We start from the raw sequence: 14,909 nt of genomic DNA, 5'->3' as shown, positions 1-14,909 counted from the left end.
CTGCAAATGTAAGGAATGGGTAGAGCCGACCGTTGGCCGGCTGCTCTTGAAGGGGGTTGACGCGGACTCAGCCAGCTTCCGCCGGGGTCACGGTCTTCAGCGCCAGCGCGTGGATCGCCCCGCCCATCAGATCGCCCAGCGTGGCATAGACCATGCGGTGGCGTGCCAGCGGCAGCTTGCCCGCGAAGGCCTCGCAGACCACGGTGGCCTCGAAATGTACGCCGTCATCGCCCTGCACGTCCGCGCGGGCGCCCGGCAGGCCGGTTTCGATCAGTTTGCGGATGGTCTCAGCGTCCAACGGGCTTTCCTAATAAAATGTGCGCTCATTCTACTCTTCCGCGTGGCGCCCGCATGGCTGTATCGCCCCTTCTGCCCCATCCGGCCGACCCCGCCGCCCTGGTCGCCAGCGGCCGCCGCGTGTTCGACATCGAGCGCGATGCACTGGCCGCCGTTGCCGACCGGCTGGGCGATGCGTTCAGCCAGGCCTGCCAGCTGGTGCTGGAAAGCAAGGGCCGGGTGGTCGCCACCGGCATGGGCAAATCCGGGCACGTGGCGCGCAAGATCGCCGCAACCCTGGCCTCCACCGGCACCCCGGCCTTCTACGTGCACCCCGGCGAAGCCGGCCACGGCGACCTGGGCATGATCACCGAGGCCGATGTGGTGCTGGCCCTGTCCTACTCCGGCGAGTCCGACGAGCTGCTGATGCTGCTGCCGGTGCTCAAGCGCCAGGGCAACCGGCTGATCGCCATGACCGGCCGCCCGGCCTCCAGCCTGGCCCAGGCCGCCGATGTCCACCTGGACGTCAGCGTGCCAGCCGAGGCCTGCCCGCTGGCGCTGGCCCCCACCTCCAGCACCACCGCCTCGCTGGCGATGGGCGATGCCCTGGCCGTGGCCCTGCTCGACGCCCGTGGCTTCACCGCCGACGACTTTGCCCGCTCGCACCCGGCCGGCAGCCTGGGGCGGCGCCTGCTGCTGCACATCACCGATGTGATGCACAGCGGGGACGAACTGCCGCGCGTGGGCGCCGACGCCAGCCTCAGCGAAGCCCTGGTGGAGATGAGCCGCAAGCGGCTGGGCATGACCGCCGTGGTCGATGCCGATGAGCGCCTGATCGGGCTGTTCACCGACGGCGACCTGCGCCGCGCCCTGGACAGCGCGCTGGACGTGCGCAGCGCGCGCATCGCCGATGTGATGACCCGCCACCCGCGCACCATCGGGGCCGACCAGCTCGCCGCCGAAGCGGCGCGGCTGATGGAAACCCACAAAATCACCGGTCTGATGGTCGTCGACGCGGCCGGCCGGCTGGTCGGTGCGCTCAACATTCATGACCTGTTGCGGGCGCGGGTGGTTTAAACCACAGTTCCCCCCTTCCATTCAGCTGACCTGCCGCCCTGATGCCCTACTCCCCGTTGCCCGGTTTTCCGCCCCACCTGCATGCCATCGCCGGCCGTATCCGGCTGGCCTGCTTCGACGTGGACGGCACGCTCACCGACGGTCGGCTCTACTACGACAAGGACGGCAACGAGAGCAAGGCGTACTACGTGCAGGATGGACTTGGCCTGAAACTGCTGCAGCAGCACGGGATCCACCCGGTGCTGATCACCGCGCGCAACAGCCAGTCCGCGCTCCGGCGCGGTGCCGACCTGGGCATCGACACCCAGATCGCGGTCGGCGACAAACTGGCCAGCGTACGCGCGCTGTGCGCCCAACACGACATCGGCCTGGACCAGGTCGCCTTCATGGGCGATGACCTGCCCGACCTGGCACCGCTGTGCGCGGTCGGCCTGGCGGTGGCCCCGGCCAATGCACATCCGTGGATCGCCGAGCGCGTCCACTGGCAGACCCGCGCCGATGGCGGCCGTGGCGCGGCCCGCGAGCTGTGCGATGTGCTGCTGGCCGCGCAGGGCAAGGTGGACGCGGTCCTGGCGAGGTTCGGCGCATGAGCTGGCGAACCGGACTGGGCGCCCTGCTGCTGGTTGCCGCGCTGCTCAGCGGCTGGTCGCTGCTGCGCAATGACGGCAAGAGCGAGATCGTGGCCGGCGACGACGGCGGCAAGGACTACGTGCTGCACGATTTCCAGATCGTGGCGCTGGACGAACAGGGCAAGGAATCCACCACCCTGCGCGCGCCGCTGCTGGAACGCACCCGCAGCGATGCCACCATGAACATCACCACCCCGGTGTTCCTGCTGCCCGACCAGGACGGCAACCACTGGGAGCTGCGCAGCGACAAGGGCTGGGTCAGCGCCAAGGGCGAGCAGCTCAAGCTCACCGGCAACGTCAGCGGCGACAGCCCGAAGGTGCCCGCAGTTCCGCCGACCACCTTCCGCACCGACCACCTCGACGTGTTCCCCAAGGAGAACCGCGCCAGTACCGATGCCAAGGTGACCATGACCCGCCCGGGTATGATGCAGTCCGGGGTCGGGTTCGAACTGGATTCCAAGAGCAAGACCTACCGTTTCCTCAGTCAGTCCAAGGGCAGCTACACGCCCACCCGCTGACATCGCCGCCGGCCGTGCCGCCGTCTCCGGACAGGCGCAGGCCGGCAGCAGACAGCTTTTCCACGCGTCTGGCATGGTGCCAGCCGTGACCCTGATACCGCCCCGGCCCGACGGCCCGGCCCCAACACCGGCAGAACAGACCACCCCATGAAGATCCTCTTTGCAGCCGCCTGCGCGATCAGTCTTCTCGTCCCCGCCTTCACCGCCAGCGCCAAGTCCACCGACCGCAACGAACCGATGTCCATCGACGCCGGCGCGCAGACCGGTACGCTCGACGGCAATGGCAAGACCACCCTGTCGCAGGGCGTGATCGTCATCCAGGGCACGCTGGACCTGCGTTCGTCCGAAGCGGAGATCTACCTGAAGGACGGCGAGCCGGTACGTGCGGTATTCACCGGCAAGCAGGCCAAGCTCAAGCAGCAGCTCGACGACGGCAGCTGGATGGATGCGTCGGCAGATCGCATCGACTACGACATCAAGGGCGAAGTGCTCACGCTGACCGGCAACTACAACGTCAAGAGCGCGCGCGGCACCAATGCCGGCCAGAAGATGACCTACAACACCCGCACCGGCGAGATGAACAGCGGTGGCGATGGCACCCGCGTGCGCACCGTGATCCAGCCCAAGGCCAAGACCGCCGCGCCGGCCGCTGCCGGGAGCAAGAAGTAATGCTCGTCGCCAAAGGTCTGCGCAAGCGCTACAAGCAGCGCGAAGTGGTCAAGGATTTCGGCCTGACCCTGGAGGCCGGTGAAGTGGTTGGCCTGCTCGGCCCGAACGGCGCCGGCAAGACCACCTGCTTCTACATGATCGTCGGGCTGGTGGAAGCCGATGCCGGCAGCATCGTGCTGGACGGCAAGGACATCACCGGCGACCCGATGTACACCCGTGCCAAGCAGGGCGTGGGCTACCTGCCGCAGGAACCCTCGGTGTTCCGCAAGCTGACCGTGGCCGACAACCTGCGCCTGGTGCTGGAACTGCGCGAAGACCTGGACAAGGACGGCCGCGAGAAGGAACTGAACTCGCTGCTCGACGAGCTGCAGATCAACCACGTCGCCGACCAGCTCGGCGCCAGCCTGTCCGGTGGCGAGCGCCGCCGCTGCGAGATCGCCCGCGCGCTGGCCGCCCGCCCGCGCCTGATCCTGCTCGATGAACCCTTCGCCGGCGTGGACCCGATCTCGGTCGGTGAAATCCAGCGCATCGTCACCCACCTCAAGCAGCGCGGGATCGGCGTCCTGATCACCGATCACAATGTGCGCGAAACCTTGGGAATCTGCGACCGCGCGTATATCCTCAACGAAGGCAGCGTGCTGGCACAGGGCGCGCCGGACGAGATCCTGGCCAACGCCGACGTCCGACGCGTCTACCTTGGGGACACCTTCAAGCTCTGATCCAGCGGCCGCCGCAAGGCCTTCCCTCCGTTCGGCACAGGCATGAAAGCACGGCTGCAGACATCGATGGGGCAACAACTGGTCATGACGCCGCAGCTGCGTCAGGCCATCAAGCTGTTGCAGATGTCCAGCGCCGAGCTCGACCTGGAAATCGCCGAAGCGGTGGAGACCAACCCGCTGCTGGAATGGGCCGAGAACGCCGAACCGGCGCTGGAGGCCCTGCCCGGCGAGGCTGCCCCGACCGTGAATGCGGGCGACGGCGAGGAACGCGGAGACAGTGATGATGCCGGCACCGCCGGGCCCGGCGCGGATGACTGGGCGCCTGGCGAGGGCGACTGGAGCAGCGGCAACAGCGGCGGCTCGTTCGATGACGACGACAACGGCAGCGCCGCCGAGCGCGTAGCCGAAACCGAATCGCTGGCCGACCACCTGCTGTGGCAGCTGCACCTGTCCCACCTCTCCAGCCGCGACCGCAGCATCGGCGCGGCGCTGATCGATGCGTTCGAGGACGATGGCTACCTGCGTGAACCGCTGACCGCCATCGCCGACACCCTGCTCCCGGCCATTCATGCCGGTGAGGCCGAAATCCTGACGGTGCTGCACCAGATCCAGCGCTTCGACCCGATCGGGATCGGCGCGCGCAGCCTGGGCGAGTGCCTGCGCCTGCAGCTGGACGTGCTGCCCGCCGACACCCCCGGGCTGGCCCTGGCCCGCCGCATCGCCGACGGCCCGCTGGAGCGCCTGCCGCGCAGCGGCGTGGCCGGCATCGCCCACGAGCTGCGCGAGCCGCCGGCCGACGTAGACACTGCCGTACAGCTGCTGCGCACCCTGGACCCCCGCCCCGGCACCCAGATCGGCGAGCTCTCCCATGACAGCTACGTGGTGCCGGACTGCGTGGTCTGGCGCCAGAACGGCATCTGGCGGGCAGCCCTGGCCGGCCATGCCGGTCCCCGGGTGGTGATCCACCGGGGCTACGAACAGATGATCCGCCGCTGCGGGGAAAGCGATGCCGGCTACCTGCGCGCCCACCTGCAGGAAGCGCGCTGGCTGCTCAAGGGCCTGGAAGCCCGCGGCGAAACCCTGCTGCGGGTGGTGCGCTGCCTGCTGCAGCAGCAGGCCGCCTTCCTGGAGTTCGGCGAGCAGGCGCTGCGCCCGCTGACCCTGCGCGAGGTGGCCGGCGAGCTCGGCCTGCACGAATCGACCATCTCCCGGGCAATCGCACGCAAGTACGTCCGCACCCCCCGGGGCACCCTGGCGCTGCGCTCGTTCTTCGCCTCGGGCATCGATACCGACAGCGGCGGGGAAGCCTCCAGCACCGCCATCCAGGCCATGATCCGGCGCCTGATCGACGACGAGAACCCGCGCAAGCCGCTTTCTGACGCCAAGCTGGCTGACCTGCTCAAAACCTCGGGAATACCGGTGGCGCGGCGCACCGTGGCGAAGTATCGTGAGGCCATGAACATTTCCGCCTCGCACGAAAGAGTAAGAATCGCCTGACGCTCCACCGCGCCAGGCGGGAAGGTTCATTGGCAAATCCGAACAAAGGAGAAACCCGATGCGCATCGAAACGTATGGCCAGCAGCTTGAACTCACCCCCGCTCTGAACGAGTACGTGGAAACCAAGCTGAAGCGGCTGGGGAAGCATTTCGACCAGCACTGCGAGATTCGCGTGCAGCTGTCGATCCGCAAGCCGGAACACCATGCAGATGCCAGTGTGAACGTCCCCGGGCAGACCCTGCACGCCGACGCCAGCGGCCCGACCATGTACGCCGCCATCGATATCCTGGCCGACAAGCTCGACCGTCTCGTGATCAAGCACAAGGAGAAAAAACAGCAGCACGCACCGCTGCCGCTGCCGGTGGGCGACAATGAGGGCTGACGCCCTCGTTCTTCCCTGACATGCCTTTGACTGACCTCCTGGCGGCCGTGCGCACGCAAGTGTTGCCGGCCGCCGATCGCGACAGCGTGCTGAAGGCGGCCGCCCGCCTGCTGGCCTGCCGCGAAGCCAATGCCGAGCTGATCTACCAGAACCTGTGTCAGCGCGAAGCGCTGGGCAGCACCGGGATCGGGCACGGCATCGCCATCCCGCACGGCCGCGCGCCGCTGCTCGAGCGCCCCCGCGGCGCCCTGCTGCGCCTGGAATCCCCGGTGGAGTTCGGCAGCGACGAGCCGGTGGACCTGGTGTTCGCCATTGCCGTCCCCGCGCACTACACCCATCAACACCTGATGCTGCTGTCCGAGCTGGCCGAACTGTTCTCCGAACCGGCCATCCGCCAGGCGCTGCGCGACGCGCGCGACGGCGACGCACTGCGCCAGGTCATCGAATTCCCCCCGCCGGCGAGCGCCGCATGAATACCAGCATCACCGCGCGCGAGCTGTTCGAGCAGCAGCGCGACCGCCTCAGCCTGCGCTGGGTGGCCGGGCAGAAGGGCGAGCGTCGCGAGCTGGAGGCCGGCAACACCGTCTCGCGCCGGCCCTCGCTGGCCGGCTACCTCAACGCCATCTACCCCAACAAAGTGCAGATCCTCGGCACCGAGGAACTGTCCTGGCTGGATTCGCTGGACTCGCGCCAGCGCTGGGAGACCATCGAGCGGATCATGCAGTCGCATCCGCTGGCGCTGGTGATCACCCGCAACCAGTCCTGCCCGGAAGACCTGCGCGCGGCCGCCGACGAGTCGCAGACCCCGCTGTGGGTCTCGCCCAAACGCGGCCACGAGCTGCTCAACCACCTGTCCTACCACCTGGCGCGCACGCTGGCGCCGCGGGTGATCCTGCATGGCGTATTCATGGAGATCTACTCCATCGGCGTGCTGATCACCGGCGAGGCCGGGTCGGGCAAGAGCGAGCTGGCCCTGGAGCTGCTCAGCCGCGGCCACCGGCTGGTGGCCGATGACGCCCCCGAGTTCACCCAGATCGCCCCGGACGTGCTCGACGGCACCTGCCCGGAGCTGCTGCAGGACCTGCTGGAGGTCCGCGGGCTGGGCGTGCTGAACGTGCGGGAGATGTTCGGTGACACAGCGGTAAAGAAGAACAAGTACCTTCGGCTGATCGTCCACCTGACCAAGCCGATGACCGAGCCGACGCCCCACGGGTACGAACGCCTCACTGGCGATTCGGGCACCCGCCACGTGCTGGACCTGGATGTGCCGCTGATCACCCTGCCGGTGATGCCCGGCCGCAACCTGGCCGTGCTGACCGAGGCGGCCACCCGGCTGCACATTCTACGTACCAAGGGTATCGACCCCGCGGCGATGTTCATCGCCCGCCACAGCAACATGTTGGAACGCCGCACCCCATGAGCCTGCCCACTGCCCCCGCCACTGCCCCGCCCCCGGCCACGCTGATGATCGTCAGCGGGCTGTCCGGCTCGGGCAAGACGGTCGCACTGAAGACCTTCGAAGACCTCGACTATTACTGCTCGGACAACCTGCCGATCAACCTGCTGCCGGACTTCGTGCGCAGCCTGCTCGGCGACAGCGGCACCGAGGGCCCGCGCCGGCTGGCGGTGGGCATCGACGTGCGCGCACAGAGCGACCTGACCCAGCTCTCGCACTGGCGCGAGGATGCCAAGGCCGCCGGGCTGGACGCCCAGCTGCTGTTCTTCGACGCCACCGATGAAACCCTGCTCAAGCGCTACGCCGACACCCGTCGCCGCCACCCGCTGAGCCAGCTTGGCCTGTCGCTGCCCGAGGCGATCGCCCGCGAGCGCGAACTGACCGCCCCGCTGCGCCGCGCCGCCGATGCCGTGATCGACACCACCGACCTCAACGTGCACCAGCTGCGCCGCAAGGTGGTGACCGGGTTCGCGCTCAACCACGGCAGCAAGCTGTCGCTGCTGTTCGAATCGTTCGCCTACAAGCGCGGCGTGCCGGCCGAGGCCGACTTCGTGTTCGACGTCCGCGTGCTGCCCAACCCGCACTGGAACACGGAACTGCGCCCGCTGTCGGGCCGCGACCGCGGTGTGCGCGAGTACCTGGACGAGCAGCCGGACGTACAGCGCTACGCCGCCCAGCTGGTGGATTTCCTCGACACCTGGCTGCCGCGCCTGGGCAACGACACCCGCAGCTACGTGACCGTCGCCTTCGGCTGCACCGGCGGCAAGCACCGTTCGGTGTACCTGGCCGAGCGGATGGCCCGCCATGCGCGTGACCAGGGCTGGCCGGACGTGGCCACGTTCCATCGCGAGCTGGATTGATCCGTGGTGCCGGCCGTTGGCCGGCTCTCCGGGATGCCCGGCCCGCGCGCCACACCGACTCATCATGAATACGGGACACAGCGCCCCTGTTTTGCGGCTATCGCCAATTCACGTTGACCTGTTAACGTTTGGCAATGACCTGTGGCATTCTCCTCGTAACCCACCCCGGTGTTGGCACCTCCCTGTTGGACGTGGCGACCCGGCTGCTGCGGCACCTGCCGCTGAAGACCGAAGCTTTCGAAGTACCGTTCGACGCAGACCTGGACGTCCTGCTCCCACTCGCCTCGGCCGCCTTGCGCCGGGTGGACAGTGGACAGGGCGTGCTGATCCTGACCGACCTGTACGGCGCCAGCCCCAGCAATCTGGCCGGGCAACTGGCTCGTCTGGGCACCCCGGCTCGCCGGGTTTCGGCGCTTAGCCTGCCGATGTTGTTGCGGGTGATGAATTATCCGGAACAGGGACTGGATCAACTACCTGCCACTGCTGCGGCAGGCACTCGCAATGGAGCGATTGTCGACGATGCTTGAACGAGAACTCACCGTATCCAACCGCCTGGGCCTGCATGCCCGCGCCACTGCCAAGCTGGTGCAGGAGCTGGCGCCTTTCCGCTGCAACGTGACGATGGCCGCCAAAGGCCGTGAGATCAACGCCAAGAGCATCATGGGCGTCATGCTGCTGGCCGCCGGCCAAGGCACCCCGGTCACCGTGCGCATCGACGGCGAAGACGAAGCCGCCGCGATGGACGCGGTGGTGGCGCTGTTCGAACGGCGCTTCGACGAGGACAGCTGAGCATGCCGGGGCAACCGTCGCGACCGGCCGCCAGCACCACGTCACGGACCGCGTCCGGGGCGGTGCTGCTGGCCGGCCACGGTGCCTCGCGCGGCAACGCGCTCGGACGTGCGCGGGTACGCCTGCCGCACGCACTGGAAGTGGCCGAGCAGCGCATTCCCGCCGCCAAGGTGGACGCCGAGCTCAAGCGGCTGCATATCGCGGTGGACGCCGCCCGCGGCGAAATGCACGACCTGCGCCAGCGGCTGCATGGCGCGCTGAACCAGGAAGCCGGCGAGTTCCTCGACCTGCACGCGCTGCTGCTGGACGATCCGGAGCTGCTGTTCGGTCTGGATGAACTGATCCGCAGCGGCCCGTACAGCGCCGGCTATGCCCTGCGCGTGCAGCGCGACCGGCTGGCCAAGGTCTTCGACGGCATGGACGATGCCTACCTGAAGAGCCGCATGGACGATCTGGACCATGTGATCGGCCGCATCCATGCCTTCCTGCAGAAGCGCCCGCCGGACGTCAAAGGCATGGCCGGGGAGATCCTGGTCTGCGACAACATCGCCCCCTCCGAGCTGGCACAGCTGCAGGCGCACGGCGTGGTCGGCATCGTCACCGCCGGCGGCAGCGCGCTGTCGCACAGCGCGATCCTGGCGCGCAGCCTGCACCTGCCGCTGATCGTCAACGTGCCCAACGCGCTGCAGAAGGTGGCCGACGGCGACGTGCTGATCATGGACGGCAGCGACGGCACCGTCACCATCAACCCGCACGCACCGGACCTGCGCGACTACCGCGTGCGGCTGCGCGAGCATGCGCGCGAACAGCGCGAACTGGGCCGGCTGCGCACCAAGCCCAGCCGCACCCGCGACAACGTCGACATCGTCCTGCTCGCCAATGCCGAGTCCAGCGAAGACGTCACCCAGGCGCATGCGCTCGGCGCACAGGGCCTGGGTCTGTACCGCACCGAATTCCTGTTCCTGCAGCGCAACGAACTGCCGGACGAGCAGGAGCAGTTCGAAACCTACCGCGACGCCGCGCTCGGCATGAGCGGCCGGCCGGTCACCATCCGCACCCTGGACCTGGGCGCGGACAAGGCCGACCGCACCGGGCTGACCCTGAGCAACGAAGAAAACCCGGCACTGGGCCTGCGCGGCGTGCGCCTGTCGCTGGCCCGGCCGAAAGTGGCCGACACCCAGCTGCGCGCGATCCTGCGCGCTTCGGCCTACGGCAAGCTGCGCATCCTGATCCCGATGGTGAGCACCCGCGAGGAAGTGCTGGCGGTGCGCCGGCGCCTGAACAAACAGGCCGAGCTGCTGCGTGCCGAGGGCCACGAGGTGGCCGAGCACATTCCGTTCGGCGCCATGATCGAAGTGCCCGCCGCGGCCATCGCGCTGGAGAGCTTCATCGACCTGGTCGACTTCCTGTCGATCGGCACCAACGACCTGGTGCAGTACCTGCTCGCCGCCGACCGCAACAACGAAGCGGTCGGCGAGCTGTACTCACCGCTGCACCCGGCGGTGATCCGCCTGCTCTCGCACATCCTGCACACCGGCCAGGCCTACGACATCCCGGTGGCGGTCTGCGGCGAAATCGCCGGCGATCCGCGCATGACCCCGCTGCTGCTCGCGCTCGGCCTCACCGAGTTCAGCCTGCATCCGGGCACGCTGCTGGAAGTGCGCCGCGCCATCCGCGACAGCGACCTGTCGGCACTGCAGGCCGCCGCGCCGAAACTGCTGCAGGCCCGCGACCGGCGCGGCATCGAGCGCTGGCTGGAAAAGGCCGCCCCCGACAGGTGATGCCGGCCACAGGCCGGCACCGCGCATGCCTGTGCCTCGCCCGCGCGTGCAGACCTACCGGATTGACATGTAAGCGCGCGATAATGACGCGCTGACCACCGCCGATGCCGCATCCTCCGGGATAGCGGCCTTTTCTTTTTCCGCAGGAGCTGTGCATGGCCGAAGCCGTACGCCACGACAAGACGGCACGCCAGCTGCGGCTGTTGTCCGATGCACTGGACAGCGGGCGCCTGGGTCCGGTCCGCCGGCTGGTCAACACGCTGGCACCGGCCGAGATCGGCAACCTGCTCGAATCGCTGCCGCCAGGCAAGCGCGAGGTGGTGTGGGGCCTGGTCGATCCGGAAGACGACGGCGAGGTGCTGGTCCACGTCGGTGAGGAAGTGCGCGAGAGCCTGCTCGCGGACATGGACCCGGACGAAATCATCGCCGCGGTCGAAGACCTCGACATCGACGATCTGGCCGACCTGGTCGAAGACCTGCCGGACACGGTCATCGATGAAGTGCTCAAGTCGATGGACCGCGAGAACCGCGAGCGGCTCGAGCAGGTGCTGTCGTATCCCGAGGACAGCGCCGGCCGCCTGATGAACCCGGACGTGGTGACCGTGCGCGCCGACGTCAACGTCGACGTGGTGCTGCGCTACCTGCGCCTGCGCGGCGAGCTGCCCGATCACACCGATCACCTGTTCGTGGTCAGCCGCCGCCACCAGTACCTGGGCCGGCTGTCGCTGGCCGCACTGGTGACCCACGAGGACAACACCCCGATCAACCGGCTGATCGACGACGAGCAGCCGGCCATCGATGTCGGCGAGAGCGCCGAGGAAGTGGCCCGCCAGTTCTCCGATCACGACTGGGTGTCCGCGCCGGTGGTGGACGACAACAACATCCTGCTCGGCCGCATCACCATCGATGACGTGGTCGACATCATCCGGTCGCAGGCCGAGCACCAGGCGCTGGGCGCCGCCGGTCTGGACGAAGAGGAAGACCTGTTCTCGCCGATCAAGCGTGCCGTGCGCGGCCGCGTGGTCTGGCTGGGCATCAACCTGTGCACCGCCTTCCTGGCGGCCAGCGTGATCGGCCAGTTCGAGATGACCCTGCAGAAAGTGGTCGCCCTGGCGGTGCTGATGCCGATCGTCGCCGGCGTCGGCGGCAATGCCGCCGTGCAGGTGCTGACCCTGATGGTGCGCGGCATCGCGCTGGGCCAGGTCGGCCAGAGCAATGCACGCATCCTGCTCTGGAAGGAATCGCGGGTAGCGCTGATCAACGGCACGTTGATCGGCACCGTGGTCGGCGTCATCGCCTTCCTGTGGTTCCACAGTTTCCTGCTCTCGCTGGTCATCACGCTCGCGCTGATCATCAATTTCTGCGCTGCCGCGCTGGCCGGCGTGCTGCTGCCGTTGCTGCTCAAGCGCATGAACGTCGATCCGGCCGTGGCCGGCACCGTGGTGGTCACCGCGGTGACCGACGTCATGGGCTTCTTCAGCTTCCTCGGCCTGGCCACCCTGATCCTGCTGCACTGACCTGGACACCCCCACATGGCGCTTACCCTCGATAACTACTTCCAGCCCGGCTGGCGCGAGCAGACCCATGCCTGCCCCGCCTGTGAATGGCAGGGCAGCGCGCGCCAGATGACGATGGAGCTGCACGAGGACGAGGCCGAGTTCGACTGCCCGCAGTGCGAGAACCCCGTGCTGCTGGTGGTCCACCCCAGCCTGGCGCAGGTGCAGGCCGCCGCCGCCGAGGGCCACCCCGAAGCGATCGAACAGCTGGAGATCCTGGCGGCCGCGCCGCGCCCGGACTGATGCACTGCACGATGCCCCGGCACGCGGCGGCGCCTAGACTGAAAACGATTTCAATCGGGGCACGACAATGGCACGACGCTGGGGTGGATGGCTGCTGTGGGCGGTGGCGATGGCGATGATGACGGTGGCCGGATGCGCGACCGCGCCGGATGACGCGACCGGTGCTTTCGTCGGCCGCGCGGTCAAGGTCGATGGCCGCACGTCGTACTACCAGGTCTTCGTGCCACGCAACGCGGCGGCCTCGCGCGGTGCGCTGCCGGTGGTGCTGTTCCTGCATGGCTCGGGCGAACGCGGTCGTGATGGCCGCCGCCAGACGCTGGCCGGGCTCGGGCCGTACCTCCGCCAGAACGCAGCCAGCTTCCCTGGCCTGGTCGTGTTGCCGCAGGCGCCGGATGACCAGGAATGGTCCGGCGACAACAACCGCATCGCCCTGGCGGCCCTCGATGCGACCATCGCCGAGTTCGGGGCCGATCCCCGCCGGCAATACCTGACCGGCATGTCGATGGGCGGCTATGGCAGTTGGAACATCGCGCTGGACGCCCCCACCCGCTTCGCCGCGATCGTCCCGGTGTGCGGCGCGGTCGCGGCCCCGCGCGCGGTGCGTCCTACCCTGCTCGTGGAGGACGTCGCCCACGAAAGCGACCCGTATGCCGCCATCGCCCGGCGCCTGAAGCAGACCCCGATCTGGATCTTCCACGGCGCGCTGGACGACGTGGTGCTGCCGGACGACGACCGCCGGCTGTACGCCGCGTTCCAGCAGGCCGGCGCGAAGGACGTGCGTTACACCGAGTACCCGGAGGGCAACCACAACGCCTGGGACGCCACGTATGCCGATGCGGCAATGTGGTCATGGCTCTGGGCGCAGAAACGGCACTGACGTTCGGCCTGCAGACGCGATATCGTCGCCTCCACACAGTTTGCATGGAGGCTGACGATGCGTATGCGCCTGCGGGTAGTGCTGCTTGCCCTTGCCGTTCCCGCCCTCGGGCTGGCCGAGGAACCGCCGCCGTCCAGCTACACCGTCACCACCGCGCTGCCCGCCGCGCAGGGCGAACCCGCGCTGGGCACGCAGTACCGCACGGCCGTCCAGGACGCCGTGGACCTCAGCCTGGCTGGCAACCCTGCCGCCGCCGCGCCGGTGCTCACCGACGCCGTGCGCTACTGCGATGCGCAGCAGGCGGTCCCCGGGCGTCGCGCACTGAGCTTCCAGACCCACCGCCAGTACGCGCTGTACATGGAAGGCCCGGGGCGCGGCACCCCGACCGAATGGCTGGACCTGGCCTGCGCCAAGGCCTACAACCACCTCGGCTACATCGCCCTGGAGCGCGGCGACGTGGATGCCGCGCTGCAGTGGCTGGACAAGGCCATCGCCGTGGCGCCGTACGACGCCGAGGCACTGTGCGAACGCGGCGCGGCCCTGACCCGGCGCAAGGACTGGCAGGGCGCGATGGACAGCTACGCCCGCGCACTCGACCTGGCCCGCAGCCATCCCGAGAACCGCCGCATGGAAGCCCTCGCCCTGCGCGGCGTCGGCTTCGCCCACATCGAACTCGGCGATCTCCCAAGCGCCCGCGCCGCCTACCTCGCCTCGCAGAAAATCGACCCCGACAGCAAGACCGCCAGGAACGAACTGATCTACATCGACCAGCTGGAGCAGGCCAGGTAGTGCCGGCCGCTGGCCGGCTCCAGGCACCGGCCCACCCCGTTCGGGTAGTGCCGGCCGCTGGCCGGCTCCCAGCACCGCCCCGCCCGTTCGGGTAGTGCCGGCCGCTGGCCGGCTCTCAACACACCCTCTTCGAAACCACGCATTTCCGCGGCATTTCACCACAGGCATCCACGCGTTTGACCGACTTCACCGCGCGCGGAGATGACCGACCATGCGCCATGAGCTCCTCTCGACTGCGCGTCGGCCGCTGTTCGCTCCCCGGACACACCTACGTACTGACAACCGTGTGCCACAACCGCCGCCGCTGGTTTGAAGACCCCGATACAGCCGCCCTCGCCATGAGCCACCTGCACGGCCTCGACCGACGCGGTCACGCGCGATCCCTGGCGTGGGTGGTAATGCCGGACCATGTCCATTGGCTGCTCGAACTCAACACATCATCACTGCACGACGTCGCGCGACGCTTCAAATCCTCAAGCGCATTGGCCATCAACCGATCACACAGACGCGGCGGCACATTCTGGCAGTCGGGCTACCACGATCACGCCGTGCGCACCGACGCATCGCTGCGGCAGCATGCCCTGTACATTCTCGGCAATCCTGTCAGGGCAGGGCTGACAGCGACGATAGGTGAATACCCCTACGCGTGGTGCGCCTGGCCATTGGACCCGTAGTGCCGGCCGCTGGCCGGCTCCACACGCGGTCGTATCCCGCACCTATAGTGCCGGCCGCTGGCCGGCTCCACACGCGTTCGGATACCGCACCGGTAGTGCCGGCCGCTGGCCGGCTCC

Annotated in this window: 19 protein-coding genes; 18 read left to right on the top strand and 1 reads right to left on the bottom strand. The window is 68.5% G+C overall.

Annotated elements, in window-relative coordinates; translation table 11 throughout:
- Positions 1 to 67: 67 nt before the first annotated feature.
- On the bottom strand, positions 68 to 298 hold the full coding sequence (locus tag ACO6VK_RS16460) for a BolA family protein (RefSeq protein WP_422508972.1): 231 nt from the start codon (positions 296 to 298) through the stop codon (positions 68 to 70).
- A gap of 53 nt (positions 299 to 351) precedes the next feature.
- On the opposite strand from ACO6VK_RS16460, the gene ACO6VK_RS16455 reads away from it, so the two are divergent.
- The 18 genes from ACO6VK_RS16455 (at position 352) to ACO6VK_RS16370 (ending at position 14,792) form a co-directional block, all read left to right on the top strand.
- On the top strand, positions 352 to 1,353 hold the full coding sequence (locus ACO6VK_RS16455) for a KpsF/GutQ family sugar-phosphate isomerase (protein ID WP_422508970.1): 1,002 nt from the start codon (positions 352 to 354) through the stop codon (positions 1,351 to 1,353).
- 41 nt (positions 1,354 to 1,394) lie between these two features.
- Positions 1,395 to 1,943, top strand: a complete 549-nt coding sequence (locus ACO6VK_RS16450; RefSeq protein WP_017356226.1) for a KdsC family phosphatase — start codon at positions 1,395 to 1,397, stop codon at positions 1,941 to 1,943.
- Complete coding sequence (gene lptC / locus ACO6VK_RS16445) at positions 1,940 to 2,500, top strand: LPS export ABC transporter periplasmic protein LptC (RefSeq protein WP_422508968.1); 561 nt, start codon at positions 1,940 to 1,942, stop codon at positions 2,498 to 2,500. Before ACO6VK_RS16450 ends, lptC begins: the two co-directional genes overlap by 4 nt.
- A gap of 147 nt (positions 2,501 to 2,647) precedes the next feature.
- Complete coding sequence (gene lptA, locus ACO6VK_RS16440; RefSeq protein WP_422508966.1) at positions 2,648 to 3,169, top strand: lipopolysaccharide transport periplasmic protein LptA; 522 nt, start codon at positions 2,648 to 2,650, stop codon at positions 3,167 to 3,169.
- The gene (lptB, locus tag ACO6VK_RS16435; RefSeq protein WP_422508964.1) at positions 3,169 to 3,888 is read left to right on the top strand and encodes an LPS export ABC transporter ATP-binding protein; all 720 of its coding nucleotides are present in this window, start codon (positions 3,169 to 3,171) and stop codon (positions 3,886 to 3,888) included. Before lptA ends, lptB begins: the two co-directional genes overlap by 1 nt.
- Positions 3,889 to 3,930: 42 nt before the next feature.
- Positions 3,931 to 5,385, top strand: coding sequence for an RNA polymerase factor sigma-54 (locus ACO6VK_RS16430; protein WP_422508962.1), 1,455 nt, complete (start codon positions 3,931 to 3,933; stop codon positions 5,383 to 5,385).
- Positions 5,386 to 5,443: 58 nt separating this feature from the next.
- The gene (gene hpf, locus ACO6VK_RS16425) at positions 5,444 to 5,767 is read left to right on the top strand and encodes a ribosome hibernation-promoting factor, HPF/YfiA family (protein ID WP_422508960.1); all 324 of its coding nucleotides are present in this window, start codon (positions 5,444 to 5,446) and stop codon (positions 5,765 to 5,767) included.
- Between the two features lie 20 nt (positions 5,768 to 5,787).
- Entirely contained in the window at positions 5,788 to 6,240 is a 453-nt protein-coding gene (locus tag ACO6VK_RS16420; protein WP_411850148.1) for a PTS sugar transporter subunit IIA, read from the top strand.
- Entirely contained in the window at positions 6,237 to 7,187 is a 951-nt protein-coding gene (hprK, locus tag ACO6VK_RS16415; protein ID WP_017354943.1) for an HPr(Ser) kinase/phosphatase, read from the top strand. The genes ACO6VK_RS16420 and hprK overlap by 4 nt, the downstream gene beginning before the upstream one ends.
- A gap of 44 nt (positions 7,188 to 7,231) precedes the next feature.
- Complete coding sequence (gene rapZ, locus ACO6VK_RS16410; protein ID WP_422509075.1) at positions 7,232 to 8,083, top strand: RNase adapter RapZ; 852 nt, start codon at positions 7,232 to 7,234, stop codon at positions 8,081 to 8,083.
- 134 nt (positions 8,084 to 8,217) lie between these two features.
- On the top strand, positions 8,218 to 8,610 hold the full coding sequence (locus ACO6VK_RS16405; protein WP_038689985.1) for a PTS sugar transporter subunit IIA: 393 nt from the start codon (positions 8,218 to 8,220) through the stop codon (positions 8,608 to 8,610).
- Entirely contained in the window at positions 8,603 to 8,872 is a 270-nt protein-coding gene (locus ACO6VK_RS16400) for an HPr family phosphocarrier protein (RefSeq protein ID WP_411850147.1), read from the top strand. Before ACO6VK_RS16405 ends, ACO6VK_RS16400 begins: the two co-directional genes overlap by 8 nt.
- Before the next feature lie 2 nt (positions 8,873 to 8,874).
- Positions 8,875 to 10,653 (top strand): phosphoenolpyruvate--protein phosphotransferase, encoded by a 1,779-nt coding sequence (gene ptsP / locus ACO6VK_RS16395; protein WP_422508957.1) that lies wholly within the window; start codon positions 8,875 to 8,877, stop codon positions 10,651 to 10,653.
- A gap of 155 nt (positions 10,654 to 10,808) precedes the next feature.
- Positions 10,809 to 12,170: a magnesium transporter gene (gene mgtE, locus ACO6VK_RS16390; RefSeq protein WP_422508955.1), complete on the top strand. Its 1,362-nt coding sequence runs from the start codon at positions 10,809 to 10,811 to the stop codon at positions 12,168 to 12,170.
- Between the two features lie 15 nt (positions 12,171 to 12,185).
- Positions 12,186 to 12,452, top strand: a complete 267-nt coding sequence (locus ACO6VK_RS16385) for a hypothetical protein (RefSeq protein WP_422508953.1) — start codon at positions 12,186 to 12,188, stop codon at positions 12,450 to 12,452.
- 67 nt (positions 12,453 to 12,519) lie between these two features.
- The gene (locus tag ACO6VK_RS16380; RefSeq protein ID WP_422508951.1) at positions 12,520 to 13,329 is read left to right on the top strand and encodes a prolyl oligopeptidase family serine peptidase; all 810 of its coding nucleotides are present in this window, start codon (positions 12,520 to 12,522) and stop codon (positions 13,327 to 13,329) included.
- A gap of 57 nt (positions 13,330 to 13,386) precedes the next feature.
- Complete coding sequence (locus tag ACO6VK_RS16375; protein WP_422508949.1) at positions 13,387 to 14,118, top strand: tetratricopeptide repeat protein; 732 nt, start codon at positions 13,387 to 13,389, stop codon at positions 14,116 to 14,118.
- Between the two features lie 218 nt (positions 14,119 to 14,336).
- The gene (locus ACO6VK_RS16370; RefSeq protein ID WP_422508947.1) at positions 14,337 to 14,792 is read left to right on the top strand and encodes an REP-associated tyrosine transposase; all 456 of its coding nucleotides are present in this window, start codon (positions 14,337 to 14,339) and stop codon (positions 14,790 to 14,792) included.
- Positions 14,793 to 14,909: the final 117 nt, after the last annotated feature.

It is taken from the genome of Stenotrophomonas sp. GZD-301, from assembly GCF_049310345.1.
In the GTDB taxonomy this organism is placed as follows: Bacteria; Pseudomonadota; Gammaproteobacteria; order Xanthomonadales; family Xanthomonadaceae; genus Stenotrophomonas.
The sequence above is the reverse complement of the archived record's forward strand: the minus strand, read 5'-3'. Positions and strand labels throughout refer to the sequence as shown.

Excerpts from the sequence above, each read along its gene's own strand:
- hpf (WP_422508960.1), top strand. The coding sequence starts at position 5,444 with ATGCGCATCGAAACGTATGGCCAGCAGCTTGAACTCACCCCCGCTCTG.
- ACO6VK_RS16420 (WP_411850148.1), top strand. The coding sequence starts at position 5,788 with ATGCCTTTGACTGACCTCCTGGCGGCCGTGCGCACGCAAGTGTTGCCG.
- ACO6VK_RS16375 (WP_422508949.1), top strand. The coding sequence starts at position 13,387 with ATGCGTATGCGCCTGCGGGTAGTGCTGCTTGCCCTTGCCGTTCCCGCC.
- ACO6VK_RS16400 (WP_411850147.1), top strand. The coding sequence starts at position 8,603 with ATGCTTGAACGAGAACTCACCGTATCCAACCGCCTGGGCCTGCATGCC.
- ACO6VK_RS16450 (WP_017356226.1), top strand. The coding sequence starts at position 1,395 with ATGCCCTACTCCCCGTTGCCCGGTTTTCCGCCCCACCTGCATGCCATC.
- ACO6VK_RS16430 (WP_422508962.1), top strand. The coding sequence starts at position 3,931 with ATGAAAGCACGGCTGCAGACATCGATGGGGCAACAACTGGTCATGACG.
- hprK (WP_017354943.1), top strand. The coding sequence starts at position 6,237 with ATGAATACCAGCATCACCGCGCGCGAGCTGTTCGAGCAGCAGCGCGAC.
- rapZ (WP_422509075.1), top strand. The coding sequence starts at position 7,232 with ATGATCGTCAGCGGGCTGTCCGGCTCGGGCAAGACGGTCGCACTGAAG.
- lptB (WP_422508964.1), top strand. The coding sequence starts at position 3,169 with ATGCTCGTCGCCAAAGGTCTGCGCAAGCGCTACAAGCAGCGCGAAGTG.
- ACO6VK_RS16455 (WP_422508970.1), top strand. The coding sequence starts at position 352 with ATGGCTGTATCGCCCCTTCTGCCCCATCCGGCCGACCCCGCCGCCCTG.
- ptsP (WP_422508957.1), top strand. The coding sequence starts at position 8,875 with ATGCCGGGGCAACCGTCGCGACCGGCCGCCAGCACCACGTCACGGACC.
- lptA (WP_422508966.1), top strand. The coding sequence starts at position 2,648 with ATGAAGATCCTCTTTGCAGCCGCCTGCGCGATCAGTCTTCTCGTCCCC.
- lptC (WP_422508968.1), top strand. The coding sequence starts at position 1,940 with ATGAGCTGGCGAACCGGACTGGGCGCCCTGCTGCTGGTTGCCGCGCTG.
- ACO6VK_RS16370 (WP_422508947.1), top strand. The coding sequence starts at position 14,337 with ATGAGCTCCTCTCGACTGCGCGTCGGCCGCTGTTCGCTCCCCGGACAC.
- ACO6VK_RS16385 (WP_422508953.1), top strand. The coding sequence starts at position 12,186 with ATGGCGCTTACCCTCGATAACTACTTCCAGCCCGGCTGGCGCGAGCAG.
- mgtE (WP_422508955.1), top strand. The coding sequence starts at position 10,809 with ATGGCCGAAGCCGTACGCCACGACAAGACGGCACGCCAGCTGCGGCTG.
- ACO6VK_RS16380 (WP_422508951.1), top strand. The coding sequence starts at position 12,520 with ATGGCACGACGCTGGGGTGGATGGCTGCTGTGGGCGGTGGCGATGGCG.
- ACO6VK_RS16405 (WP_038689985.1), top strand. The coding sequence starts at position 8,218 with ATGACCTGTGGCATTCTCCTCGTAACCCACCCCGGTGTTGGCACCTCC.